Source organism: Francisella philomiragia subsp. philomiragia ATCC 25015, assembly GCF_000156715.1.
GTDB classification, from domain to species: Bacteria; Pseudomonadota; Gammaproteobacteria; order Francisellales; family Francisellaceae; genus Francisella; species Francisella philomiragia.
This window is the reverse complement of the sequence record NZ_DS999311.1, coordinates 1-24,227: the sequence shown is the minus strand read 5'-3', so window position 1 is coordinate 24,227 and position 24,227 is coordinate 1. Positions and strand designations below refer to the sequence as shown.

Sequence of the window (24,227 nt, the reverse complement as noted above, 5' to 3'; positions counted from 1 at the left end):
ATTATGTTAATAGATAAGTTGCATAAAAAATATAGATAGTAACTAGTTTGTCTGATGGTTCTTTTTATAGAGGACAATCATTGCTGAATAAATAAGTATAGAGCAGTATAGAGCATTACCCTGAAAAATTTTAAAAGCTAAAGCTCCAACAAAAGAACCTGTTAAGAAAGATAGTATTAATATTATATATAGTCTAAGTTTCCATGTGGCAATTTGTGTGTTTTTAATTTTATAAGCAATGAGTAGTCCTAAATCAGTGGTAGTTCCTGTCATGTGAGTAGTTCTAATTATTGCTGAGCCATAGTATGTTGTCATTGCATTTTGTAATCCCATAGTCATGGCAAGAATATATTCGCAATAGCTTAGATGTGAATTTAAAAATAAAATGGCAATAAAAACTAGAGTTAGTTGTAATAATAAGTTGGTAGGATAACTATAGTCTTGGTTGTAATGAGGACTTTTTATAATCAATCCGCTAATTACAGTACCTAATAAGAAAAATATAACTAGTATTAGCATTCTTGCAAATATTAAAAACTCTCCGTTAGATAAGAATACACCTGCGTAAGTTAAATTACCTGTTACATAACCTACTGAATTTTGTAGAAAGCTTATTAGTGTTGCAGCATTGATATAACCACCATTAAAGGGTAATAGTACAGCTGATAAATATACCCATGATATTGGTTGAGAGATAGAGTTTTTCATTTGGGATCTTAAGTTGTGATTATTTCTATTTGTTATCTAGTTAGAAAATTAAATTGGTTATATTTTAAACTAAAAGAAAAATTTGTGTAATTAATTGGAAAAATATTTTTTTGCAATCTCAACATCTTCATATATTTGTGTTTTCAGTTCATCAAAAGAGTTGAATTTTTTTTCAGGTCGGATGAAGCCAATTATTTCAGTTGTTATGTGTTTACCATATATAAATTCATTAAAATTAAAAATATGTGTTTCTAAAAGACTATTTTTACCATCTATTGTGGGTCTAGTTCCAGCATTACTAATGCCAAAAAATACTTGATCATCTATATAGATTTTTGATAGATATACTCCTTTAAGAACTGAGTTCTTTAGTAGTTTTTGGTTTACAGTAGGAAAGCCAATTTTTCTACCATTTTTTTGTCCATGCAGAACTCTTGAATTAATTTTTAGTGAGCTACCTATTAGTTTATTGGCTTGTTGGATATCATGCTCAGCAATGGCTTGACGAATCTGACTACTACTTATGCGATGATTATCAAGATTTAGAGTAGAAATTCTGTCAACTGTGAAATCATGAGTCAAAGAGTATTGTTCTAGTAAACTATAGTTGCCAGCACGATTTTTGCCAAATTTAAAATCATCGCCGACTATGATGTGTTTTGTGTTTAGTTTCCTAACAAGAAACTCTTCAATAAATTCTTTTGCTTCAATATTTGCAAACCTTTGATTAAATTTGTGACAGATTATATGTTCAACTCCTAGTTTGTTGAGGTTGATAACTTTATTTCTAAAGTCATATATTCTTGTGGGAGCTATTTCCTTCAGAAAAAATTCTTTAGGCAGAGGTTCAAAAAACATGATATAAGGTACTAGATTATTTTCTTTAGCAGTACGTATAAGTTTTTGTATGATTGCTTGATGTCCTAAGTGGACACCATCAAATGAGCCTATAGCTACAGCTTTAGCTAAAGAATTATCAGTTTTATTTAAGTTTGTAATAATTTTCATTATAAAAAAGAAGGTTTAAAGCTATTTTAATTGGGAGTATAATAGCGTATAGTATTCATTTTTTGTTGAAAAAAAGCAACTACTGATAGATACTTATCTGTTAGATGTTCGGGTTATTGTGTAACACAAATTTTATTGAGTGGTTTAGTCATGGCAGGTGAAAAAAGAATTAGAAAATTAAGAAATAAAATTGGTAAGGTTTTTGCGATCGAAACGAATCTTACGGGTAGGCAATTATTAAATAACCGTGTCTTAAACAAAGATGTTGCCTTCAGTCAAGAGGAGAGAATTGCTTTTGATCTTATTGGTTATCTTCCTGAGAAGGTTGAGAGTCTTAATGAACAGGCAGCTAGAGTAAAGAGGCAGTTGAAGCTTAAGCCAAACGCACTAGAGAAGTATGTTTTTTTGAATAGACTGCATGATCTAAATACAACACTTTTTTATCACTTTGTCCGAGAAAATCTTGAAGAAATAATGCCGATTATATATACACCTACTGTGGGTGAAGCGGTACAAAAATATAGTAGTTCTTTTAGAAAGCAGAGTGGACTTTTCTTGTCTATAAGTCACAAAAAACACATTGCTAAGATTTTAGAAAGATATGAGTACAACAGTATTGACTTAGTGCTTGTTACAGATGGTGAAGCTGTTCTTGGTATAGGCGATCAAGGTATCGGTGGTATGAATATTAGCATTGGTAAGATCATGGTATATGTTGCTGCTAGTGGTATAGATCCAGCTAGAGTATTACCAGTTCAGCTTGATATGGGGACAAATAATGATTCATTGTTGAATGCTCAAGGTTATCTAGGCATTAGATTACCTAGAGTATCAGGTGAGACTTATGACGAGTTTATTGATGAGTTTGTAACTCAAGTTAAGGCAAGATTCCCTAATGTCTTCTTGCATTGGGAAGATCTAGGACGTGATAATGCTACTCGTATTCTGGAAAAGTATAAAGATAAGCTGTGTACGTTTAATGATGATATAGAAGGTACAGGCATTGTTGCTGCTGCAAATTGTATAGCTGCTGTTAAGACGGCAAATGGCAAAAGAATAGCAGTAGGCGAGTTAACAGTTGAAGAAGCTCTAAGCAGTATATGTGATATCAAAATAGTTGTATTTGGTGCCGGAAGTGCAGGCTGTGGTATCGCAAGACAGCTCGCTGATGTGATATCAGATAGAGCGGGAGTCTCTATAGAGGAGGCTATGAAGAGTATTTATTTGGTTGATAGATATGGTTTGATTTGTGATAAATTAAGAGCTAAGAGGATTACTCCAGAGCAAAAACCTTTTGTTAAATCTAGTGAAGAGATTGATAGCTGGAAAATTGAAGACCCAAGTTATATAACCTTAGAGGAAGTCGTAAAAAATACTAAATGTGATATTTTGATCGGAACATCTGGTCAACCTGGATCATTTACTGAAGAGATTATTAAGACTATGGCTAAAAATAATAATTATCCAATTATTATGCCTTTGTCTAATCCTACATCACTATGTGAAGCATTACCTGAAGATATTATCAAATGGACAGAAGGTAGAGCATTGATAGCAGCGGGTAGCCCGTTTCCAGATGTTACTTATAATGGTTGTCAGTATCGTATATCTCAGGGTAATAATGCGTTTATATTCCCTGGTTTAGGCTTAGGTTCAGTTGCAGTACACGCTAGAGTGCTAACTAAAGGTATGATAAGAGCAGCTTGTTATCGTTTGAGTGAACTTTCACCTATGGTTATCAATGAGGATATAACTCAACCGTTACTTGCTAAAATATCTGACTTGGTAGAGGTGACGAAGGAGATAACAAAAGCAGTAGCTAAGCAAGCTATTTTAGAAAATGTTCACGGTGTTGATGTTGACCTAGAAGACCTTACAGAAAGCGAGTTTGATAGTGAGGTGGAGAGATTAATCAATTTATCTTCATGGACGCCAACATACGCGCCATACATGCCTATCTAAAATTGATAAACACTATCTGATTTTAATGCATAAAAATTGTTGAAACTAGCTATAAGATTATGCTATTCTCAAGAAGATTTTTCTGTGTCGCTGGTTAAATTTTTTTTAGAGGAAGATTCATTGTGGTAAGTAGATTGAAAAAAACTTGTATGTTGGTTGGCAGCTTACTAGCTTGCTATGGTTATGCTTATTCTGAAGACTCTCCTCAAGTAGTCTCACAAGGTGGTCCATTAGGAGCGACAAGTATCGGAGATCAAAGTCTTGGCCAAGCATCTCAAAGTAATGCAAGTCAGTCTTCATCCACAGTAGATTCTTCACAGCAGTCTAGCGGTAATATTAACGAAAGAGAGTTGCTACTAAGTTTACAAAGACAAGTTCAGCAGCTTCAAGGTCAGTTGCAACAATTAAAATCACAAGATGGCGGCGGTTTAAAGAATACTTCTAATGGTAAGTCATCATTTACGACTTACAGTTCAAAAGTAGATGGCAATAGTAATGCCGGCTCTCTTGGTGGCAATGGAGAAGGTAGGGATTTAAGTAAAGCTCTAGTATCAGATAGTAATCCATCTGATATTATGCAAAATGTAAGTGCTAGTGATTCAATAGTTAATTTAGGCGATCAACCTGCTGGAGGTATCTTTAGCTCAAATGGAGGTATTGACGTTGGTGGTGGTCCTGCAATTACAACACAGGGTCAGGTAACTTATTTAGGTTCATATTCTGGTAACAACAGTATTCCTATTGGGCAGATATCTTCTAACCTTTTTGCATCTACGCTATTAGGCCAAAGAGAAAAGTTTGATGATTATTCAGTATTCTTTGGTGGCTTTATCGAGGCAGATGCTCAAGCATGGTTTGGTAGTGGTATTTCTAAGTGGGATCCTAGTAATAATCGACTTTCTAGTAATGGGCAGAACATATATCTGACAAATGCTAAACTATTCTTCTTATCAAATTTAGGTCACTATGTGACAGCGCAGTTTGACTTTGATACAGATGAGTCTGGAAACTTTGGTTTGGGTAATGCTTTTGTTATATTTGGTAATCTTGATACGTCGCCATTCTTTGTTACAGCTGGTAGAAATAAACTGACAGTTGGTTCTTATGGTGGTGGTGGATCTTGGACTGGTGGTATCACAAGTTTCTTGGCACCGGGATCACCTACCAACGTTTCTATTAACTATAAAGATAGTGTATGGAACGCTGCAGTTGCTGTATTTGGTTCAGATGATAAGCATGCTAACTTCTCGACTGGTGTGTTTTATGCAGATAGTTGGACACCAAATTTGGCGGCAGGTTTTAACGTTGGTTATGTATATAATATTGCTGGGGCTCAAAATGGTAACATCCAAGATTCTTTGAAAGCACTTAGCCGTGCAGGAGACACAGTGGGTGCTTTAAACGTTGATGGAAACTTAGCGTATAGTATCTGGGGAGGTATTTTCCAGATTGCAGCTGGTTGGGCAAGTACAACAAACTCAGAAGAGTTTAATGGTGTTGGCACAGGTAATGTGCTGGCTGGGGCATGGTATGGAAGTCTTAACTATGGTACGGTGTTGGCTGGTAGAAATACTACCTTTAACGTTACTTATGGTCAGTCTTATAATGCTCAAGCTATTCCAATGAGTACTTCAAATGCTTCACCATCATTTGGTCAAACAGCAACTGGAATTAAAGAGCAGTTTATTATAAGTGGAAACAGGGCTTATTTTGATGATAATGTCTTGTTTGGTCCAGAATACTCTTATCAAAGATTGTATAGCGGCGAGCATATGAATACTATAACGCTGGATATGTCAGTATACGTATAAAATATTTTATGAATGTTTAAAAAAAATATATATGCTGTCGTATTAATATTTTTATTTTTTAGTATATCTTATGCTGACGATCAAAATCAGCATCTTGATCAGCAACAGCAGTTAAGTCAGCAAGAAGTTGAGCAACTTGCTAATCAAATTAAATCATTACAAGCAGAAATTAATAATTTAAATAAACAAGAGAACAGCGAAGTTGCTGTTGGGTTGGGTTCTCAACAAAAAAATACGAATATTGAATTTGGTGATTTTGATAAAAATGTAAAAATTAGAGAGCAATATCTGCAAGAGCAAATGGTTATCGGAGCTCCTGCTAGTAGCGATAGTGATCAGGTCGATGTTGGTGATCAAGTTAAGATTACTACACAAGGTGAGGTTACTTATGTTGGTTCGTTCTCAAGTAACAACACCGTACCGATTGGACAGTTACCTAGTAACCTTTTTGCATCAAGTATTCTTAAACAAAGAGCTTTTTTTGATGATTATGCAATTTTCTTTGGTGGATTTATTCAAGCAGATGCTCAGACATGGAATGGTAGTAATATAACTACAAGATCTGGCGGAACCTTTGACGGTAATGGCGAGAATATATACTTAACTAGCGCGACACTATACTTCTTGGCAAATCTTGGTCATTTTGTAACTGTTAATATGGATTTTGCTGCTGATCAGAATAATAATTATGATCTTCAGGATGGTTTTGTTATTTTTGGTAATCTTGATACAACACCGATGTTTGTATCTGTTGGTAAGTATAGGCCTTCTGTTGGCTCATATGGTGGTGGTGGACCATGGACAAATAGTATCACTGCTAATATGTTTAGACCAAATAGGGTAACCAATGCTGCTATTAACTTTCGTGGAGATACTTCTAACTCAAACATTACGCTTTTAAACTCAGAAAATCATGCTACTTTTTCATTGGCATATTTCGATGCTGTGAAAATAGAAAATCTAGCTCAGATTGGTTTTAACTTAGGCTATATGCATGATATCAGAGGTGCTAATAGTCGATTTAATTTTATAAATAACCGTGTAGGTGAGTTTAATATTGATACTGCGATAAGTTTTCAGAGTGTACCTTTTTTGCCTGGTAGTCTAAATCTTGGTGCTGGTTGGGCTACGACTACAACACAAAGTACTCAGTATAATGGTTATAGTAATGCTTATGCGGGGGCATTTACGGTACAGGCGGCTTATACTATGAAGTTGTTTGGTAAGGGGCAAAATATTAACGCCAGTTATGGGCATTCATACAATGCCGATAATATACCTATGCCTCTATCTGCAGGTGTGGGAACATTCAAGACTGCTTCTGGTATTAAAGATCAAATCTTGATATCTACACAAAGGTCTTTGTTTGATGATAATGTCTTGGTTGGTCCAGAGTATTCTTGGCAAAGTTTATATAATGGTCAAAAAATGAATACATTTACTATAGATTTATCAGTATATGTTTAATATGAGCTTTAGCTTTATAAAAATCGATAAATAGAGTAAGATTGATTATAAATTTATAATATTTAAGATTACAGAATAATTATGTCTTTTTTAGTTGCAATAGTTGGTAGAGCCAATGTTGGTAAATCTACACTTTTTAATGTTTTGACGAATTCTCGTGATGCATTGGTCTTTGATTTTGAGGGAGTAACTCGTGATCGTCAATATGGTCAAGCTAAGTATGATGATTTAGGTTATCTTGTAGTTGATACAGGTGGTATATCAGATCAAGATGCTGGCTTTGATGAGTTTATGGCAAAACAGTCACAGATGGCTATAGATGAAGCAAATTTAGTTTTCTTTGTCGTTGATGGCAGGTCAGGTTTGACATCTGGAGATGAGTATGTTTCGAATCTTTTGCGTCAAAAGGACAAAAGAGTTGTTGTGGTTGTAAACAAAGTTGATGGTGTTGAAGAAGAGTCAGCGATGGCAGAATTTTATGAGCTTGGGTTTGATAAGGTTTTTGCAGTATCAGCTGCTCATAGAAGAAATACTCAAAAATTACTTGATAAGTTTCTTAAGAAGCCTTTGAATGAGTTTTATCGGGATTATACTCAAACTCAAGAACACAAAGAACAACAGCGTCATGGTATACATTTCTCGCTTATTGGACGTCCTAATGTGGGTAAATCTACTCTTACAAATAGGATGCTTGGAGAAGATAGGGTTGTAGTTTTTGATATGCCCGGCACTACTATTGACAGTGTTAGTATTCCATTTGAGCGTCATGGACATAAATATACAATCGTTGATACAGCAGGTGTTCGTAGAAGAGGCAAAGTAAAGCAAACTCTAGAAAAATTCTCAGTAATTAAAACTCTACAGGCGATACAAGACTCAAATGTTGTAGTGGCAGTAGTAGATGCTAGGGAAGGAATTTCAGATCAAGATTTAAGTTTGATACATTTCGCTATCAAAAATGGTAGAGCATTGGTACTAGCTATAAATAAATGGGATGGCATGACTGAAGAAGATCGTAATCAAGTTAAACAGGATTTGAAGAGAAAATTATTTTTCTTAGAGGACTATGTTGATGTTCACTTTATTTCAGCATTGCACGGTACAAATGTTGGCCATGTGTTTGAATCTATAGATACTGCATATGCTTGTGCGAATAAAAAAATAACTACAGCAGATGCTACTCGTTTGATGCAACTTGCAGTAGAGGCACATTCACCACCTATGGTTGGCAAATTTAGAATCAAACTTAAGTATGCTCATGTTGGTGGACATAATCCTCCAGTTATTGTCATACATGGTAATCAAGTTAATAGATTGCCTAACTCATATAAGAGATATTTAGAAAATTTCTTCAGAGAAGCTTTAGATTTCCGTGGTACTCCTATAGTATTTGAATTTAAGCAGTCAGAAAATCCTTTTGCAGATAGAAAAAATAAGAGAACAAAAGATGAAGGCAGTAAGAGTAAAAAAACTAAATAAAATTGCTGATGAAATAACGATTAATATTAGTGGTGCAAAAAATGCTCTTCTGCATTTGATCTTTGCGGCTTTGATTCCTGATACTAAAACTAAATTTTCTAATGTACCTACAACTCTTTTAGACTATAAAGGAGCTAAAGAAATATTAGAAAATGTTGGAGCTAAGGTTGTTGAGAAAGGAGAGTGTGTAACTATTGATACTAGCCTTATCTCAAATGAGCCTTTAGAGCTTTGTGGTGAGATGACATCAAAGACTAGATGTTCACTGATGCTTTTAGGCTCTATGCTGAAGAAAAAAGGTCGTGTAAGGATTGGTTTTCCTGGTGGATGTAGCTTTAGTGAGAAGCGACCGTTTGATATCCATCTTAATGGTTTAGAGGCTTTAGGAGCTGAGGTTAAATTAGCTGATGATTATATAGATGTTATCTATAAAGAAGAAAAAGATGCTGAGTTTAAGATGCCTTTTCCTTCTGTTGGAGCAACTATGAATTTAGTCATGTATGCTGTTATAGGTAGCTCAGAAGTTGTGCTTGAGAATGTTGCATTAGAACCGGAAGTTGTTACTTTAATTGATTATCTAAATCAATGTGGAGCTAATATTTATTTTGATACCGATAGTAGAAAAATTAGAATTATAGGTGTATCGAGACTATCTGGATGTGAATTTGAGATAATCTTTGATCGCATCCAAGCAATGACTTATGCAGCTATGGCATATCTGTATAAAACAAATGTCACAATCACAAATATCAATACTCATGATACTTATAGTATCGAAAAACCTCTTGAGAAGCTTACTAGTATAGGAGCTAAGTGGGAGTATGATCAGGCTAGTCGTAGTATTAAGTTTTTTGGTAAAGAAAGCTCTATTCAAGGTGAAGATATAATTGCTGCACCTTTTCCACATTTTCCTACTGATCTACAGCCAATATATGCAGTTATGCTATTTATGGCAAATAGCTCAAGCACTATTCAGGATACTGTATATCCTGAGCGCATTAATTATGTGTATCAAATTCGTAAGATGGGTTTTAATATCTCGATAGATAATAATCTAATAAAGATCAATCCTGTTAATGATTTGAGAAATATACGTCCTGCTGTTATGAGTGTCAAAGATTTGCGTGCAGGCATGGCTTGTTTGATGGCAGGTTCATTATTGAATGAGTTTTCGATTATTAACAATGCTCATCAAATTTTTAGAGGGTATAATAATCTTGTAGAAAATATGTCTCATTTTATGCAGATTGAGATTATAGATGATAATATTTAGGTAGCAAATGTCAGAGTATATATCTTTAGAGCAATATAATACATATCGTATCAAATCTTACGCTAAACATGTTTATTTTCCAAGTAATGAACAGCAGTTGTTAGAAATCATAAATAAGCATAATCAAGTATTTTTCCTTGGTAATGGTAGTAATATTATTTTCTCAAAAGAGTATTATGATGATGTTGCATTTGTGGTTTTTTGTAAGAATTTTAACTCGTATACTATTAGAGGTAATTGTCTTGATGTGCAGGCAGGTGCTTTGTTGCAAGATCTTGCCTTAGCAACTTATCATGCAGGTTTAAGTGGTATAGAGACTTTTTATGATGTTCCAGCTAGTGTCGGTGGTGCATTGATCATGAATGCTGGAGCTTATGGGGATGAAATATATACCTATATCAAAAGTGTTACAGTCTTAGATCTTGAGACTAAACAAATAAAAAAATATTTCAAAGAAGATATAGAGTATGGTTATAGATATTCTATGTTTAAGTATCTTAAGAATATTTGTATACTATCGGCAGAGTTTGAGTTTGAGCCGAAATCTAAGCAGGATATTAAAGCAAAGCTTGATGATATTTATTCACGTAGATTATTGAATCTACCTCAAAAGCCAACTGCGGGAAGCGTGTTTAAAAGACCTCAAGCAAATGTGCCAGTAGGTGTTATGGTCGAGGAGCTAGGGCTTAAGGGTAAGCAAATTGGCGGCGCACAAATATCGCTTAAGCATGGTGGAATTATAGTTAATAACGATAATGCAACTGGACAAGATATACTACAACTTATTGAGTTTATAAAACAACAAATTTTAGAGCATTATAATATCGAATTGCATGAGGAGCAAATCGTTATTTAGTATCTTTCGTTGAAAGCTCTTTTTTATATGTTTAATATCTAATATACTTTGCTTAGGAATAATATTTTTGATTAATTATGAAAATAAAGATTTTATCTTATTTTGTTATGGTATCTTTATTTTTTGGTAGTTCTTTTGCCGATACTATTACAGCTAAATCTAATCAAGCAGTTGATGTGGATACAAATTATAATCCTTTACGAGACTATGCCAAAAAAACATCTGTAAATACTGATTCTGCAATTACAACACCAGATGTTTCTAGCAATGAAGCTTCAATGAACATGACAACACAGACTGAAGATAATGCCCCCCAAGCAAATGATTATGGAGATGCGTTGAGTAGTCTTGTAGATACTAGTGATGATGATTATGATAAATTAATTGCTGAGGCGAATGCTATTTTAGCTGATAGTGCGCCATCTGAAACTAAAAAAAAGATTGATGCTTTTAATAAAGAGTTAGAAGAAAAGTCTAAAAAAGAAAAAGACGAGTTTATTAAAAGTACAGCAAGTAATACTTTGAGTAAAGCAAGTGATATAGTTAATAGTAATCAAATTCAGAAAGTGGATGAGAAATTTGATAAATCTTATAATACATATTCAGAAAAATCTTCAGGTGACTATATAAATGAAAATGTTGAAAACTATGATAAGGATTATAAGCCAAAAAATTATGATGGACTTATTGAAAGTATCAGTACGCCTAAGGATATTGAAGAGTCTTTTAATGATATAGATGAAGATGAGAAAGATAATTTTAGGTATAAGCTAAAGGATGGTTATCCAATAGAGCAAATTACAACAGTTGGGTTATTAGATGGGGAGCAAAAGCGCTATAAAAAATGTTTAATAATGAAGACTTATGGTGGTGGTACATGGAGAACCTACTGTCAGCCACTTAAAAAACCTACAAAATGCCCTGATTATGACTGGCAACAGCTTTCATCTATGTCTATCTTGTATTGTTAAATGTTTGTAAAATTTTAGAAGTGTATTAGTTTTTCTTAAATTCAGTTATTTGCTTTTTGAGCTCATCTAGACTTATTCTATTAGGGTTTGCACGTGGAGCAGTATTATTATTTTCACTCTTTCGAACTGCATAACCATATAGAGCTTCTATTTCTAATTGTAGGTTTTGCTTAAATTTTTTAATAAAAGTATTCCACATATTTTTACCAGTCAAACAAGTATGCATATTTGTATCTGCTAGAGGCTCATTAAGATGTCTAATATCTTCAAAGACAGTATTAGTATTCTCATAAGTAAATGTAATAAGATCTGATTCGATAGCAGGAGTTTTGTATCTGCTAGTTTGTAGGGTATTACCCCATGTTAGAAGATCTATCATATCATTTGTATGCTTTGACTTACTAATAGTTGCAAAAGCCTTTTTCATGGTAGCAAAAGATTTATCGCCAAAGGTCGAAAATAACAGGATACCATCATCATTTAGTAGCTCATAGTAGTCATCTAATTCTTGAGCTAAATTATCGGTTAGATGGATAATACTATTTGATATAATTATATCGAAAGATTGGATCTTATCTTGGTTTTTATGTATTCTTGCATTAGGAAAGCGACTTTGTAAACTGTTTAAATAATCATCATCACAATACCCAGTTGTCAAGATATCTGATGGATTAAGCTTTATGAAGTCAAGTCTTTTGAGTAGTCTATGGGCTATCTCATTTTTAATAAAAGATTGTCGATATAACTTTCTGTTGGATATTCTATTTAAGAAGAGATTATAATTAAACATAAGTGATCGCAATAACATATTTGTATGAAGATTATAACAAAAATACTGCAAATACTCTCTATTCAGAATTGTTTATTATGTAGACAGTCAGCAGAAGATATAGTTTGTAATTACTGTTTACATAATCTAGAAGAAGACTTGAATACACAGCAGTACAAGTTAGATTCTGATATTGAGTATGATTACTATCATCTACTTAGTTACACTACAGAAGTTAGATATTTATTGCAAAAGTTTAAGTTTCAAAAAGATTTGTTAGTAATGCAGGTGTTCAGTAAGCTTATGCAGAAATGGTGGGATAAGATGGGCGATAAATACTTCGCTGATGTTGATGCCATTGTTGTAGTACCTATACATAGGTTTAGATATATCTATAGAGGATTTAATCAGTCTGAGCTAATTGCTAGTAAATTGGCAGAATATATAGATATTAAAACAGTGTTTTCAAATTATTCGCGTATCAAATATACAAAATCACAAGCTAAGTCATCTAAACAGAAAAGAGCTTCACAGATAAAGGGAGTATTCCAGCTTAATCAACCTATTATAGCTAAGCATTTATTGTTATTTGATGATGTTTTGACAACAGGGGCAACGATTAGAGAGTTTATTGAAACTATTTCTAAGGATAGCCAAATTGATAAGATATCTATAGTTACACTAGTGCGTCCAGAATAAGAAGTCTGCAATGTAGCTAATCCGAATAACTTTTGAAACTATTTTTGTCATCCTATGGCTTGACCATAGGATCCACTTATTATGAGTTTTAAACTTGGATTCTACGATCAAGTCGTAGAATGACATTTTTCTTTCTGATGAATTATTTACTATAAGAAAATGTTATAAATATTATAAAGTCAATATATTTAACAAACGGGTGTGGTTTTGTAATAATACTTTCAACAAATTATGAGATGATATAAAAGGATATCAAAATGAAAAAATTAGTATTAGTAGTAGTTTCAGTTATGGGCTTAATAAATGTGAGCTTTGCTAGTGGTTTGCATGAACTAAATAGTTTCTCAAGTAGCTCATTTCCACCACCAGTGATGATATTAGCTGAGTAAGGCTTATTCAGGAAGTTTTAGTTTAATTCTACCACCTAGTATATGAGCATGAATATGAAAAACCATTTGGCCGCCTTCTTTACCTGTATTAAAAACAGTTTTAAAACCTTTTAAACCAAGCAGCTTAGCAACCTTAGGTATACTTAACATAAATTTACCCATAAGCTCTTCATCTTCTTCAGTTAGTTCATTTAGGCTAGCTATATGTTTCTTTGGAATAACTAAAACATGAGTATCAGCAGCTGGATTGATATCATGAAAAGCAAAAACATTTTGATCTTCATAAACTTTCTTTGATGGAATCTCGCCAGTGATAATCTTACAAAAAATACAATCAGACATTTATTTCTCCTTTTTGAAAATATAATAAGCCAAGCAAACAACACCTGCTATCAATATGGTTGTACTATGAGTGGTAATTAAATCCTGTAATTTAATCAGGGAGCTAGTATCTTTAGTTACACTTGCAATAGCGCCTGTAGCTATTAATACAATACTTACGCCTAATGCAAATCGATGCTTTTTCTTTGGCTCTTGAGTATCACTAGTAATTTGGTTAGGAGAGGTTGCTTTTAGATTAATTTGTGTCTGCTGTAGTATATCAAATACCATACGTGGCAGCTCTGGTAGTTTATCACTAACTCTAGGCATATTTTCTAACGAACGATGATAAAAACCTCTTAATCCCATTTGCTCTTTCATCCATTTCTCTAATATTGGACGAGATGTTTCCCATATATTAAGTTCTGGGCATAGTTTTTGCCCAAGACCCTCAACATGAAATAGAGTTTTCTGCAATAATGTAAGTTGAGGTTGTATATTCATATTGAAACGACGAGCAACAGCAAAGAGTTGCATCAAGGTATAACCCAGTGAAATCTCTTTCATGGGTTTCTCAAATATAGGTTCACAAACTGTTCTGATGGCAGATTCCAATACATCTTCGCGTGTATCACTAGGAACCCAGCCTGACTCTATATGTAGCTCAGCTACCTTGCGATAATCACGTTTAAAAAATGCCAGAAAATTACCTGCTAGATAGCGCTGGTCATCACGATTAAGTGTACCAACAATACCAAAGTCGATAGATATGTATTTTGGATCTGCAGGGTTTGTGACATCGATAAACATGTTACCAGGGTGCATATCAGCATGAAAGAAACAATCATCAAACACCTGAGAGTAGAATATTTCCACACCTCGCTGTGCTAATAAACGGCGATCTACCCCTAGAGCATCGAGAGTTTCGATATCAGATACTCTGACACCACTGACACGTTCCATAACCATTACTGTAGAGCTAGTATATTCCCAATATATCTTAGGTACATAATGTATCGTTGAACCCTCGAAGTTTCTGCGTATTTGAGATGCATTAGATGCTTCGCGTACTAGATCAAGTTCATCAAAGAAGCTTTGATTAATTTCTTTGACAATTTCAACAGGCTTGAAACGCTTAATTTCTTTTAATTTGCTAAGTAGTGTTGCAAAGAAAAGCATCAGAGAAGTATCAAGTTTTAGGATTTTCTCTATACCTGGTCGCAATACTTTAACTACAACTTTTTCATCATTTTGAAGTACTGCACCATGAACTTGGGCAACTGAAGCAGAGGCTAGCGGGGTGCTTTCAAAACTTTTGAATATCTTATTTATTGGTTTTTTTGCAGCCTTTTCAATCTGTTGAGCTGCAATATCGTTATCAAACGGTGGCACATTATCTTGAAGTTTAGAGACCTCTTTTATTACTTCAGGAGGAAGCAGATCAGCACGCACAGATAACGCTTGTCCAAACTTAATAAATATAGGTCCAAGCTTCTCTAACGCCTCTCTTATGCGTACGCCGTGCTCTAGCTTGCGTACTCTTGGAGAGTAGTAAAATGGATTTATCAAAAGTATAAGTTTAAGACTTCTTATTTTAGTTGCTCGGATTGGTTCATTGAGAAGGCAGTACCTATTTATAATATAAAAAATATATATAAGTCTTAGAAATTTTCTAATCATTGTATAAGCTCTGTAATAAGTTTAGTTTAGCTTCTATTCTATCAGTAGCCTGTTTTAGCTCTTGAACTTGACGATAAAAAATATTTATCTCATTTTGTGATATTAATGTTCTCTTTTCTTCAGTTAAAAAATCTTTAATATCAACTATAGTTTCTTGGCGTGATGTTCTAAGGTATTCTTTCGCTTTAGTAAAAGGTTTCGCTATCGTTGCTGCAAATTCTGGACTAGTAATCTCAGATATTTTATAAACTAAATCAATATCAATAGCACTTATAAACTTATTAAACTCATTTAGGTCTTTAAGACTACCTTGATAATCAAGTTTATTGGCAATTATAAGTTCTTGAAGATTTTTGTTAAATATCAGTTCAAGTATATAAGCCAGTTTACCTTTTAGCACATTTTTAGAATGCTCATCAGTAGCATTGATTTTTGATTTTTCGACTTTTAATGTAACCGAAAAATCAATATCAGTAATCTCTACCCTTAATGTTTTGTTATTAAGGGGTAGCAGCAAACTATTCATTTGTGGGTCAAGTTTAGATAATAATATTAGGGCCCTATCTATTATTTGAATCATCTTAGTACTTATATCCGATATGTAAAGCTACGATTCCACCAGTCATGTTCTGATATTCAACATTATCAAAACCAGCATCATACATCATTTGCTTTAGTGTTTCTTGATCTGGATGTTTGCGGATTGATTCAGCGAGATATTTATAACTTTCAGCATCTTGAGTGATGATTTTGCCTAAAAAAGGTAAGGCTTTGAAAGAATACTCATCATAAACCTTAGACAGCATAGGTACTATGGGTTTTGAGAATTCTAGTACTAGTAATCTTCCACCTGGTTTTAGTACTCTGCACATTGATGCTAAGGCTTTAGCTTTGTCAGTTACGTTTCTTAAACCAAAAGATATTGTTATACAGTCAAAATAATTATCAGGAAATGGAAGACATTCAGCATTAGCTTGAACATATTCGATATTACCGACACATCCCTTATTAGTAAGTTTCTCTTTACCCACTTCTAACATTGATGAGTTGATATCACTTAAAACTACTTTACCCTGTGAGCCTACCATTTGACAGAATTTATATGCTAAATCACCAGTTCCACCTGCTAAGTCAAGGACTTTGTCTCCTTTGCGCACCCCAGTCTTTGAGATAGTTTGTTTTTTCCAGATACGGTGAATACCAAAAGACATTAAATCATTCATTAAGTCATATTTAGCTGCTACAGAGTGGAAAACTCCGGCAACTTTTTTTTGTTTTTCTTCCCAAGGTACTTCTGTAAAACCGAAATCTGTTGTTTTATTTTCTTTAGACATTTAAACTAAAATCATAATATTAAGATATAATTTCATTATAGCAGAATATCAAGTATTTGTATTGGCAAGATACCATTAAATAAGGGAGTGTGACTATGTATATATTATCTGGAGATATCGGTGGAACTAATACTAGGTTAGAGGTTTCTCTTCTAGAAGATGGTTTAACACAGAGCATTGCTATTAGAAAATATAAAGGAGCAAACTTTAATTGTTTGTCTGATATTATTGATAAGTTTTTACTAGAAGTTGATCTAGTGGGGCAGATTGATTCTGTATGTCTTGCTGTTGCTGGATTTGTCGCAAATGGAGAAGTTCAAGTAACAAATTTACCATGGTTAGTCTCAGAGCAGTATATCTCAGAAGGCCTTGGGATAGATAAAAGTAAAGTCAAAGTTATAAATGACTTTGAAGCTATAGGTTATGGTATAGAATCTTTAGATAGAGAAAAAGATCTCATTACTCTTCAAGACGGTAAAAAAGATGATGAAACATTATGTGCTGTAGTCGGTGCTGGTACAGGTCTAGGTATGTGTCTAGTTAGTTATGATAAAGATCATAATCCTAGAGTGTACAAAACAGAAGGCGGTCATGTTGACTTTTCACCAGTTGATGATGAGCAAATTCAACTCTTTAGATTTATGCGTAGAACTTTTCATCGAATCTCACCAGAGAGATTTTGCAGTGGCTATGGCATTTTCAATATATATAAGTATGTTGTACGTAATCCTTTATATGATCAGCCAGAGTGTCAATCGCTACGAAGAGAATTATTTAGCGTATCAGATTCTGATAAAGCAGCAGTTATTGTTAAGTATGCTATAGAGCATAGAGAACCCTCTGCGTTGAGAACTATAGATATATTTTTAAGTATATATGGATCAGTAGCAGGTAATTTAGCATTATCCAGTTTACCTTTTAGAGGGTTGTACATTGCTGGAGGTATTGCACCTAGACTTATTAAACAAATCAAAGAAAGTAAGTTTTTAGAGAAGTTTAGAGATAAAGGTAGAATGTCTAGTATGATGAAAGATTTTCCTGTTCATATAATTATGAATACGGATGTCGGTCTAATTGGTGCGCGTACCTATGCAGCAGGATTAGTTAAAGTAGAGTAAAATTATTTTTTTTCTTTGAGATATTTTGATAATCTCATTATTCCTAGATATATTAGATAGGCAGCTACACATCCAGCTATCAATATATAAAAGGCTGCGAAAGTCAAAAAAATACCAACTAATATAGCTAATTCAGTAATAAAAAATATAGCTAGTATAGCAATTAGGCAAATACATCCAAATATATTGCGATATTTACAGATCCTATTTGCTGGATTTGGTTCTTTATTTATGTTTAAGCTTTCCTGATTCATATTATTTATATATTGTTGTAATGTGTCAATTATACAGTTGATAATTATTCCAATGCAAATTAAATGTTAAAATTATCTTTTGATATGTTTTGATAAATAAATAGATTGAATTATTAAGAAAATAAAAGTTATACCAAGAAGACCAAAAAGTTTGAAGTTCATCCATATATTCGTTGAAAAAAAGTAAGCAACAAATAAATTAAGAGTTCCCAATACTGTAAAATAAGCGCCCCACATATTATTAATTTCTCTCCATTTATGTCTTTTTAACTCAACGGTTTCTTTGAGAATTTTTTGCATTGGAGTTTCTTTCATGGTGTATGTTGATATTATCAAGCCAATTCCTATTAGCCAGTTGATTATGCTAACTTTCCATTTGATAAATTCTTCATTATGGAAGTATAAAGTTGCTCCGCCAAATACTACAACAAGTACAGCTATTAAAATTTGTGCTTTAGCAATTTTTCTATGAGCAATATACTCCCAAATTACTTGAGCAACTGTAACTATAATCAATGCAGCAGTAGCATAAAAAATATCATAAACCTTATAAACTGTGAAAAATACGATTGCTGGTAGCAAATCATTAATCATTTTATTCATTTGTATTAATGTTAAGTGTTGTATAATGTCATAAAAGTATAACTCTTGTTGTTAAGATAATGAAGAAATTAATTGAACTATATAGTTATGGTAATAATGTTGCTGAATTAAAAGAGATAGCTAATATTTTGGATAGTGATGGTGTTCTTGCTGTACCAACTGATTCAGGATATGCTTTAGCTTGTAGGATGAAATCAAAAAAGGCTATAGATAAGATCATCAAAATACGTGAATTAGACGGAAAACATAATTTTACTTTATCTTGTAAGGATTTATCTGAAATATCTGAATATGCAAAAGTTGATAATAGCGCTTATCGAATTCTAAAAAGATATACACCAGGACCTTTTACTTTTATTTTAAATGCAACAAAAAAGGTATCATCACTATTGGTTACTAAATCTAAAAATACAGTTGGTATAAGGGTAAGTGAGCATTATGCTCTTCAGGCAATATCAGCAGAAATTGGTGAACCATTAGTGATTGGGAGCTTTATTTTACCTGGGCAAGATCATGTTGTTACCGATTGCTCAGTTATTGATGATGAAGTTATGAATTATATAGATGTAGTTATAGAGTCGGATTATTGTGGTTATGAGTCAACTACAGTTGTGGAAATGCTTGAGTTGCCATATCAGATTTTAAGACAAGGTGCTGGAGAAATAGATCTCTAATCCTAGATGTCATAGATATTGAACATTAATACGATAGTTAATATGAACTCTTACAAAACTATATTTGAAAATTTAGAGTTTGAAATTTCACCAATAAAAAAATCTCGCTTTATATCTTTTGTCTACAAGGTAGCTAGTCACGAAGAAGTGCTAGAGGCAATAGATAATACAAAGATTATTTATCCTGGAGCTAATCATTATTGCTGGGCATACTCTTTGGTAGATAATAATCAGCTTAGATTTAGTGATGATGGTGAGCCAAATGGTTCTGCGGGTAAGCCAATACTTTCACATATTCAAGGTCTTGATATATCAAATGTTTTGGTTGTGGTCGTAAGATATTTTGGGGGGACAAAGCTTGGTGTGGGTGGACTTGTTAGAGCGTATGGGCAGGCCGCTAGAGAAGGCTTGGCTTTAGCCAAAATTATCGATGTAGAGCCGCAGAGTGAAATTTTAATAGAATATGATTACTCAGAAACAGCAAATGTCGATAATCTACTAAATCGCTATAATATTCAGATTATAAAGGAGAACTATTCTAATTTGATATCCAAAGTTATCAAGATATGTACATCCGAAAAATCTATCTTCTTAGAAGAAATAACAAATATAACTAAAGGTAGAGTGAAGGTGATAGAGTACTAAATCGTTTAAGTTTGAACTCTACTATTACGAATAAGCATATATATAAATGAGCCAAATAAGCAAATAACCCCACTAAATATAAATACGAACATAAAATTATCATTTGTTGATTGTAGTATTATCCCAGTAATAAGCGGGGCAAGTCCAGCACCAACAAAATTAGCAAAATTCTGTAATCCACCAATTGTTCCTACTAAGCTATATGGAGAGATATCAGCAACTAATGCCCATGTTGGAGATATCCGTAGCCCCAAACAGAAAATAGTAACACTAATTACACATACTATAATAAAGATGTTGTCTATAAATGGTAGCACTAAGATTGCTATAGATGCAACTAGACATCCGATGATTATAGGTGTTAATCGTGAAAATACTGCTGTAAATCCTTTTTTTATCATAATATCGGATGCTATACCGCCTAACATTACTGAAGCAATTCCTGAAATAAAAGATATAGAGGTTGCTATACTCATTTGAGAAAGGCTTAGGTGTTTTACTTTAATAAAATAAAAAGGTAACCATGTTAGGAATAACCAGTAAGCGTAAGATGAACATAGATTTCCTATACATAAAAAAACTACATTCTTATTCTTTAGTGCATCAGAGATAGAAACCTTTTGAGTCTTTTTGTAAGTTGGTCTACATTCAATAGTTTCTTCTGTATGTAGAAGTTTCCAACCTAATGCAGCTAGCAATCCGATAATACCTAACAAAATAAACATACCGCGCCAATCTATCAGTAGCATTAAACCAACTAGGATTAATGGTGCTAGGATGTTAGCTAATCTAGGACCTAGAGCTACTATTGATGACATTAGCCCCCTTTGAGAACTTGGAAAACGATGTTGTATTATTCTAGTAGCGACTATAAAAAAGGGTGCTTCTGCGAGACCAAGCAATATCCGTGTTAGTAATATTGAATAAAATCCTATTACTAAGCCTCCTAATACACAAGCTACAGACCATGCAATCATACTTATTAGCATTACTTTATTTACACCAAGACGATCAACCATGTATCCCGCCGGTAGACTAGCGATAGCATACGGCCACATAAATGCTGATAATAATATTCCCATTTCTGTTGGTGTTATATTAAAAGCATTAGCAATTTCTGTATTTGCAATACTTAGAGTAGATCTGTCAATATAATTTAATAATGCTAAAAAGAATAATAGAAAAATTATTAAAATATTATAGTACGATTTTTTCATTACTAAATACTTAGCTTATTTAACACGCATACCAGGCTGAGCACCTTCATGCGGTTCTAGTATGTATATTCCTTTGCCATCACCAGCTGCTAGAACCATACCTTCTGACATTCCAAATTTCATTTTTCTAGGAGCTAAGTTCGCTACCATTACAGTATGTTTGCCTACCAAATCTTCTGGCTTGTATGCTGATTTTATACCTGCAAATACTTGTTTTGTAACACCGCCTAGATCTAATGTTAGCTTAAGTAGTTTGTCTGCACCTTCAACATGTGAGGCTTCAGCAATTCTAGCTACGCGTAAATCAACTTTCATGAAATCATCAAAAGTACATTCAGCAGCGATATCTAGTTTAGGTTCTTCTTTGGGTTGTTGGTTTTGTTCATTTTCTAACATTTTTTTTGTATCCTCTAAAATCTTGTCTACTTTTTCTTTTTCAATACGAGTTGCTAATGGTTTGAATTTGTTTATCTTGTGAGATTTTAGGAATACGGGAGCATCACGCCATTTTGATAGCTCTATATTTAAGAAAATTTCGGCATTTTTAACAATAGATGGTACAATCGGCTTAAGATAAGCAACAAGTACCTTAAACATATTAATTCCTTGTGAGCATACCTGATGAACTTTTTGTTCTTGTCCTTCTTCTTTTGCTAGTTGCCATGGTTTATGATGGTCTATAAATTGATTTGCTTTATCAGCTAAGGTCATTATTAGTCTTACAGCATGTGCAAATTCTCTTTTCTCAAAAGCTTCTGTGATTGCGCGATGACTTTTGGCAAACTCTTTTTCCAATTCCTTATCAAGGACTTCGTTAGCTAAAGTGGCATCAAATTTTTTGTATATAAAGCCAGCACAACGACTTGCTATATTTACTACTTTACCAACTATATCTGAATTTGATTTGGTAACAAATTCTTCAAGGTTTAAATCTATATCATCTATACGAGATGTTAGTCTAGAGGCAAAGTAGTACCTTAAGTAACTAGGCTCTAGATTGTCAAGATATGTTCTGGCTTGAATAAATGTACCGCGAGATTTTGACATTTTTTTGCCATTTACGGTTAAGAATCCGTTTGCGAAGACACTTGTAGGAGTTTTGTAGCCTGTAGATGATAGTATTGCTGGCCAAAATAATGCATGGAAATAAATAATATCTTTACCAATAAAATGATAAAGCTCGCTTTCACAAGAGTTATCTCCCCAAAATTCATTAAAATCAACATTGTTTTTGTCACAGTAATCTCTAAAACTTGCAATATATCCCATCGGAGCATCTAACCAGACATAGAAGAATTTTTGCTCATCTGTACCTGGGATTGCAAAACCAAAGTATGGAGCATCACGCGAGATATCCCAACTTTGTAAGCCTTGCTCAAACCATTCTGCTAGTTTGTTAGCTACTTCTGGTTGGAGTAGTTTGTTGGATTCTATCCAATCTTTGATATTTTTTTCCAAAGAGGGTAAATCAAAAAAGAAGTGTTCAGAATTTTTTTGTATTGGTGCTTTTCCTGATACTACTGATTTTGGGTTTATTAGTTCTGTTGGATCATAAGTTGCACCGCAAACCTCGCAACTATCTCCGTATTGATCTTCAGTCTTACATTTTGGACAAGTACCTTTTACAAATCTGTCTGGTAAAAACATCTTTGCTTCAGGATCATACGCTTGAGCTATTTCTTTTTTTGATATGAGTTTTTGAGCATTCAGCTTACCGTAGATATCTTCAACAATTTCTTTGTTTATTGGACTATGAGTTGAATGATAATTATCAAACTCAATTTCGAAGCTTAAAAAATCTTTTTGGTGATTGTTTGAGTATTTTTCAACAAGTTCTTCTGGTGTGATACCTAAGCTTTTAGCTTTAAGCATTATTGGAGTGCCGTGTGTATCGCTGCCACAGACAAATATACATTCATTACCTTGTAGTTTTTGGAATCTAACCCAAATGTCTGACTGTATATATCCAAGCATATGGCCTAAATGAAGATCGCCATTTGCATATGGCAGTGCATTAGTAACTAGAATTTTTCTCATAATAAAAATACTTATATAATTTATGTATGTTTAAAGTAATGGTTGTATTATAAAGTTTTTTCAAAATTTTGTTTAGTAATATATTAGTAAAAAATAATAGTTAGTGTAAAAAAATGATACGAGTACTCTTGACACATTGTTATATGTATATATAATATCCTCTCACATGGTTTAGGAGAGGTGGCCGAGCGGCTGAAGGCGCTCCCCTGCTAAGGGAGTATAGGCGTTAAACCCTATCGAGAGTTCGAATCTCTTCCTCTCCGCCATCAAAAAAGTTTTCGATCTTTTCAAAATCGGGTGCTTAGCTCAGCTGGGAGAGCATCGCCCTTACAAGGCGAGGGTCGGGGGTTCGAACCCCTCAGCACCCACCACTAAATAAAAAGCGACTTAGGTCGCTTTTTTTATGTCTTAAATTTTTGTGTATCACTTTTATTGGACTTTGTGAAGTTGACGGTATAGAGAGTGTTTTAATATTTGTGCTAAGTAAATACGGTGTTAGATTAGTATTCTTATATAGGGGCAATTAGCCAAAAGCTAATAATTGGGGTATGTTGTAGATATATCTTTTAGTGAGTAATTGTGATAACTGTATTTTTAGTTTTCTTTGAGGTTAAGAGTCATTTAGGTTTAGAAGTGTCTATATCTAAATCTAATCAAAACTTGACCTTGAAATTTTATATATAATATATTTCTATTACTATTTTTTAAGCTGCACCTGTGCGTTTTTTAATTGGGAGTGTTGCATTGCCTAATTTCTCATGTACAGATTTATAAAAAAGTAGAGATTATATCTAATGCTTAAGTCTCTTTATTATTTGTTTTGCGTTGTATTTTATAATATTACTAATCGCCAAAGTTAGATAAATCAAATCGTTAATGCAGCAGATATGTATATTAATATAAGTAATTAGATTAACAGAGGTGGAGGTGTTTAGACTTAGCAGATTTATTG

General features: G+C 33.4%; 23 protein-coding genes and 2 tRNA genes. 14 read left to right on the top strand and 11 right to left on the bottom strand.

Annotated features, from left to right (window positions below):
- Positions 1–42 precede the first annotated feature (42 nt).
- Together FTPG_RS00305 and ribF are read right to left on the bottom strand one after the other, a co-directional pair.
- Positions 43–708: a YoaK family protein gene (locus FTPG_RS00305; protein WP_004286406.1), complete on the bottom strand. Its 666-nt coding sequence runs from the start codon at positions 706–708 to the stop codon at positions 43–45.
- 90 nt (positions 709–798) lie between these two features.
- Positions 799–1,716: a bifunctional riboflavin kinase/FAD synthetase gene (gene ribF / locus FTPG_RS00300; RefSeq protein ID WP_004286405.1), complete on the bottom strand. Its 918-nt coding sequence runs from the start codon at positions 1,714–1,716 to the stop codon at positions 799–801.
- 150 nt (positions 1,717–1,866) lie between these two features.
- On the opposite strand from ribF, the gene FTPG_RS00295 reads away from it, so the two are divergent.
- The 7 genes from FTPG_RS00295 to FTPG_RS00265 all read left to right on the top strand — a co-directional run bounded on the left by FTPG_RS00295 (position 1,867) and on the right by FTPG_RS00265 (position 11,535).
- Positions 1,867–3,678, top strand: coding sequence for an NAD-dependent malic enzyme (locus FTPG_RS00295; protein ID WP_004286404.1), 1,812 nt, complete (start codon positions 1,867–1,869; stop codon positions 3,676–3,678).
- Between the two features lie 122 nt (positions 3,679–3,800).
- Positions 3,801–5,489, top strand: coding sequence for a DUF3573 domain-containing protein (locus tag FTPG_RS00290; protein ID WP_035722040.1), 1,689 nt, complete (start codon positions 3,801–3,803; stop codon positions 5,487–5,489).
- Positions 5,490–5,501: 12 nt separating this feature from the next.
- Positions 5,502–6,956, top strand: a complete 1,455-nt coding sequence (locus tag FTPG_RS00285) for a DUF3573 domain-containing protein (RefSeq protein ID WP_004286402.1) — start codon at positions 5,502–5,504, stop codon at positions 6,954–6,956.
- Between the two features lie 81 nt (positions 6,957–7,037).
- Positions 7,038–8,435: a ribosome biogenesis GTPase Der gene (gene der / locus FTPG_RS00280; RefSeq protein ID WP_004286401.1), complete on the top strand. Its 1,398-nt coding sequence runs from the start codon at positions 7,038–7,040 to the stop codon at positions 8,433–8,435.
- The gene (locus FTPG_RS00275; RefSeq protein WP_035722037.1) at positions 8,404–9,708 is read left to right on the top strand and encodes a UDP-N-acetylglucosamine 1-carboxyvinyltransferase; all 1,305 of its coding nucleotides are present in this window, start codon (positions 8,404–8,406) and stop codon (positions 9,706–9,708) included. Before der ends, FTPG_RS00275 begins: the two co-directional genes overlap by 32 nt.
- 7 nt (positions 9,709–9,715) lie before the next feature.
- Complete coding sequence (gene murB, locus FTPG_RS00270) at positions 9,716–10,564, top strand: UDP-N-acetylmuramate dehydrogenase (protein WP_004286399.1); 849 nt, start codon at positions 9,716–9,718, stop codon at positions 10,562–10,564.
- Between the two features lie 77 nt (positions 10,565–10,641).
- Positions 10,642–11,535, top strand: coding sequence for a hypothetical protein (locus FTPG_RS00265; RefSeq protein WP_035722034.1), 894 nt, complete (start codon positions 10,642–10,644; stop codon positions 11,533–11,535).
- A gap of 25 nt (positions 11,536–11,560) precedes the next feature.
- On the opposite strand, the gene FTPG_RS00260 is transcribed toward FTPG_RS00265, so the two are convergent.
- Entirely contained in the window at positions 11,561–12,325 is a 765-nt protein-coding gene (locus FTPG_RS00260; RefSeq protein ID WP_200150464.1) for a methyltransferase domain-containing protein, read from the bottom strand.
- A gap of 24 nt (positions 12,326–12,349) precedes the next feature.
- Here FTPG_RS00260 and FTPG_RS00255 point away from each other — a divergent pair, with 24 nt between their 5' ends.
- Together FTPG_RS00255 and FTPG_RS09925 are read left to right on the top strand one after the other, a co-directional pair.
- Positions 12,350–13,003, top strand: coding sequence for a ComF family protein (locus FTPG_RS00255; RefSeq protein ID WP_004286397.1), 654 nt, complete (start codon positions 12,350–12,352; stop codon positions 13,001–13,003).
- Between the two features lie 257 nt (positions 13,004–13,260).
- Positions 13,261–13,392 (top strand): hypothetical protein, encoded by a 132-nt coding sequence (locus FTPG_RS09925; RefSeq protein WP_267906353.1) that lies wholly within the window; start codon positions 13,261–13,263, stop codon positions 13,390–13,392.
- 3 nt (positions 13,393–13,395) lie between these two features.
- Here FTPG_RS09925 and FTPG_RS00250 read toward each other — a convergent pair whose 3' ends face one another.
- The 4 genes from FTPG_RS00250 to ubiE are packed head-to-tail and all read right to left on the bottom strand — an operon-like array spanning position 13,396 to position 16,727.
- Positions 13,396–13,734 carry a histidine triad nucleotide-binding protein gene (locus FTPG_RS00250; RefSeq protein WP_004286395.1) on the bottom strand — a complete coding sequence of 113 codons (339 nt, stop codon included), beginning with the start codon at positions 13,732–13,734 and terminating at the stop codon, positions 13,396–13,398.
- Positions 13,735–15,393 (bottom strand): ubiquinone biosynthesis regulatory protein kinase UbiB, encoded by a 1,659-nt coding sequence (gene ubiB, locus FTPG_RS00245; RefSeq protein WP_004286394.1) that lies wholly within the window; start codon positions 15,391–15,393, stop codon positions 13,735–13,737.
- Positions 15,386–15,973, bottom strand: coding sequence for a ubiquinone biosynthesis accessory factor UbiJ (locus FTPG_RS00240; protein WP_004286393.1), 588 nt, complete (start codon positions 15,971–15,973; stop codon positions 15,386–15,388). The genes ubiB and FTPG_RS00240 overlap by 8 nt, the downstream gene beginning before the upstream one ends.
- 1 nt (position 15,974) lies before the next feature.
- Positions 15,975–16,727 (bottom strand): bifunctional demethylmenaquinone methyltransferase/2-methoxy-6-polyprenyl-1,4-benzoquinol methylase UbiE, encoded by a 753-nt coding sequence (gene ubiE, locus FTPG_RS00235; RefSeq protein WP_004286392.1) that lies wholly within the window; start codon positions 16,725–16,727, stop codon positions 15,975–15,977.
- Between the two features lie 95 nt (positions 16,728–16,822).
- Here ubiE and glk point away from each other — a divergent pair, with 95 nt between their 5' ends.
- Positions 16,823–17,845 carry a glucokinase gene (gene glk, locus FTPG_RS00230; RefSeq protein WP_004286391.1) on the top strand — a complete coding sequence of 341 codons (1,023 nt, stop codon included), beginning with the start codon at positions 16,823–16,825 and terminating at the stop codon, positions 17,843–17,845.
- Between the two features lie 2 nt (positions 17,846–17,847).
- On the opposite strand, the gene FTPG_RS00225 is transcribed toward glk, so the two are convergent.
- A complete protein-coding gene (locus tag FTPG_RS00225; protein WP_004286390.1) occupies positions 17,848–18,099 on the bottom strand; it encodes a hypothetical protein in 252 nt (83 codons plus the stop codon).
- A gap of 72 nt (positions 18,100–18,171) precedes the next feature.
- The gene (locus FTPG_RS00220) at positions 18,172–18,702 is read right to left on the bottom strand and encodes a septation protein A (RefSeq protein WP_004286389.1); all 531 of its coding nucleotides are present in this window, start codon (positions 18,700–18,702) and stop codon (positions 18,172–18,174) included.
- Between the two features lie 59 nt (positions 18,703–18,761).
- Here FTPG_RS00220 and FTPG_RS00215 point away from each other — a divergent pair, with 59 nt between their 5' ends.
- Both FTPG_RS00215 and FTPG_RS00210 read left to right on the top strand, forming a co-directional pair.
- Positions 18,762–19,376 (top strand): L-threonylcarbamoyladenylate synthase, encoded by a 615-nt coding sequence (locus FTPG_RS00215; RefSeq protein ID WP_004286388.1) that lies wholly within the window; start codon positions 18,762–18,764, stop codon positions 19,374–19,376.
- Between the two features lie 42 nt (positions 19,377–19,418).
- Entirely contained in the window at positions 19,419–20,021 is a 603-nt protein-coding gene (locus FTPG_RS00210) for a YigZ family protein (RefSeq protein ID WP_004286387.1), read from the top strand.
- Between the two features lie 5 nt (positions 20,022–20,026).
- Here the strand turns inward: FTPG_RS00210 and FTPG_RS00205 are convergent, their stop codons facing one another.
- A complete protein-coding gene (locus tag FTPG_RS00205; RefSeq protein WP_004286386.1) occupies positions 20,027–21,238 on the bottom strand; it encodes an MFS transporter in 1,212 nt (403 codons plus the stop codon).
- A gap of 15 nt (positions 21,239–21,253) precedes the next feature.
- Positions 21,254–23,275: a methionine--tRNA ligase gene (gene metG / locus FTPG_RS00200; protein ID WP_004286385.1), complete on the bottom strand. Its 2,022-nt coding sequence runs from the start codon at positions 23,273–23,275 to the stop codon at positions 21,254–21,256.
- 174 nt (positions 23,276–23,449) lie between these two features.
- On the opposite strand from metG, the gene FTPG_RS00195 reads away from it, so the two are divergent.
- Together FTPG_RS00195 and FTPG_RS00190 are read left to right on the top strand one after the other, a co-directional pair.
- Positions 23,450–23,541: transfer RNA gene (locus FTPG_RS00195), tRNA-Ser, on the top strand.
- A gap of 29 nt (positions 23,542–23,570) precedes the next feature.
- Positions 23,571–23,646, top strand: a tRNA-Val gene (locus tag FTPG_RS00190).
- Positions 23,647–24,227: the final 581 nt, after the last annotated feature.

Coding starts and splice junctions, on each gene's coding strand:
- FTPG_RS00305 (WP_004286406.1), bottom strand. CDS start 708: ATGAAAAACTCTATCTCTCAACCAATATCATGGGTATATTTATCAGCT.
- glk (WP_004286391.1), top strand. CDS start 16,823: ATGTATATATTATCTGGAGATATCGGTGGAACTAATACTAGGTTAGAG.
- ubiE (WP_004286392.1), bottom strand. CDS start 16,727: ATGTCTAAAGAAAATAAAACAACAGATTTCGGTTTTACAGAAGTACCT.
- FTPG_RS00295 (WP_004286404.1), top strand. CDS start 1,867: ATGGCAGGTGAAAAAAGAATTAGAAAATTAAGAAATAAAATTGGTAAG.
- FTPG_RS00210 (WP_004286387.1), top strand. CDS start 19,419: ATGAACTCTTACAAAACTATATTTGAAAATTTAGAGTTTGAAATTTCA.
- FTPG_RS00215 (WP_004286388.1), top strand. CDS start 18,762: ATGAAGAAATTAATTGAACTATATAGTTATGGTAATAATGTTGCTGAA.
- FTPG_RS09925 (WP_267906353.1), top strand. CDS start 13,261: ATGAAAAAATTAGTATTAGTAGTAGTTTCAGTTATGGGCTTAATAAAT.
- FTPG_RS00285 (WP_004286402.1), top strand. CDS start 5,502: ATGTTTAAAAAAAATATATATGCTGTCGTATTAATATTTTTATTTTTT.
- der (WP_004286401.1), top strand. CDS start 7,038: ATGTCTTTTTTAGTTGCAATAGTTGGTAGAGCCAATGTTGGTAAATCT.
- metG (WP_004286385.1), bottom strand. CDS start 23,275: ATGAGAAAAATTCTAGTTACTAATGCACTGCCATATGCAAATGGCGAT.
- FTPG_RS00250 (WP_004286395.1), bottom strand. CDS start 13,734: ATGTCTGATTGTATTTTTTGTAAGATTATCACTGGCGAGATTCCATCA.
- FTPG_RS00260 (WP_200150464.1), bottom strand. CDS start 12,325: ATGTTTAATTATAATCTCTTCTTAAATAGAATATCCAACAGAAAGTTA.
- FTPG_RS00205 (WP_004286386.1), bottom strand. CDS start 21,238: ATGAAAAAATCGTACTATAATATTTTAATAATTTTTCTATTATTCTTT.
- FTPG_RS00255 (WP_004286397.1), top strand. CDS start 12,350: ATGAAGATTATAACAAAAATACTGCAAATACTCTCTATTCAGAATTGT.
- FTPG_RS00220 (WP_004286389.1), bottom strand. CDS start 18,702: ATGAATAAAATGATTAATGATTTGCTACCAGCAATCGTATTTTTCACA.
- ubiB (WP_004286394.1), bottom strand. CDS start 15,393: ATGATTAGAAAATTTCTAAGACTTATATATATTTTTTATATTATAAAT.
- FTPG_RS00225 (WP_004286390.1), bottom strand. CDS start 18,099: ATGAATCAGGAAAGCTTAAACATAAATAAAGAACCAAATCCAGCAAAT.
- FTPG_RS00265 (WP_035722034.1), top strand. CDS start 10,642: ATGAAAATAAAGATTTTATCTTATTTTGTTATGGTATCTTTATTTTTT.
- ribF (WP_004286405.1), bottom strand. CDS start 1,716: ATGAAAATTATTACAAACTTAAATAAAACTGATAATTCTTTAGCTAAA.
- FTPG_RS00240 (WP_004286393.1), bottom strand. CDS start 15,973: ATGATTCAAATAATAGATAGGGCCCTAATATTATTATCTAAACTTGAC.
- FTPG_RS00275 (WP_035722037.1), top strand. CDS start 8,404: ATGAAGGCAGTAAGAGTAAAAAAACTAAATAAAATTGCTGATGAAATA.
- murB (WP_004286399.1), top strand. CDS start 9,716: ATGTCAGAGTATATATCTTTAGAGCAATATAATACATATCGTATCAAA.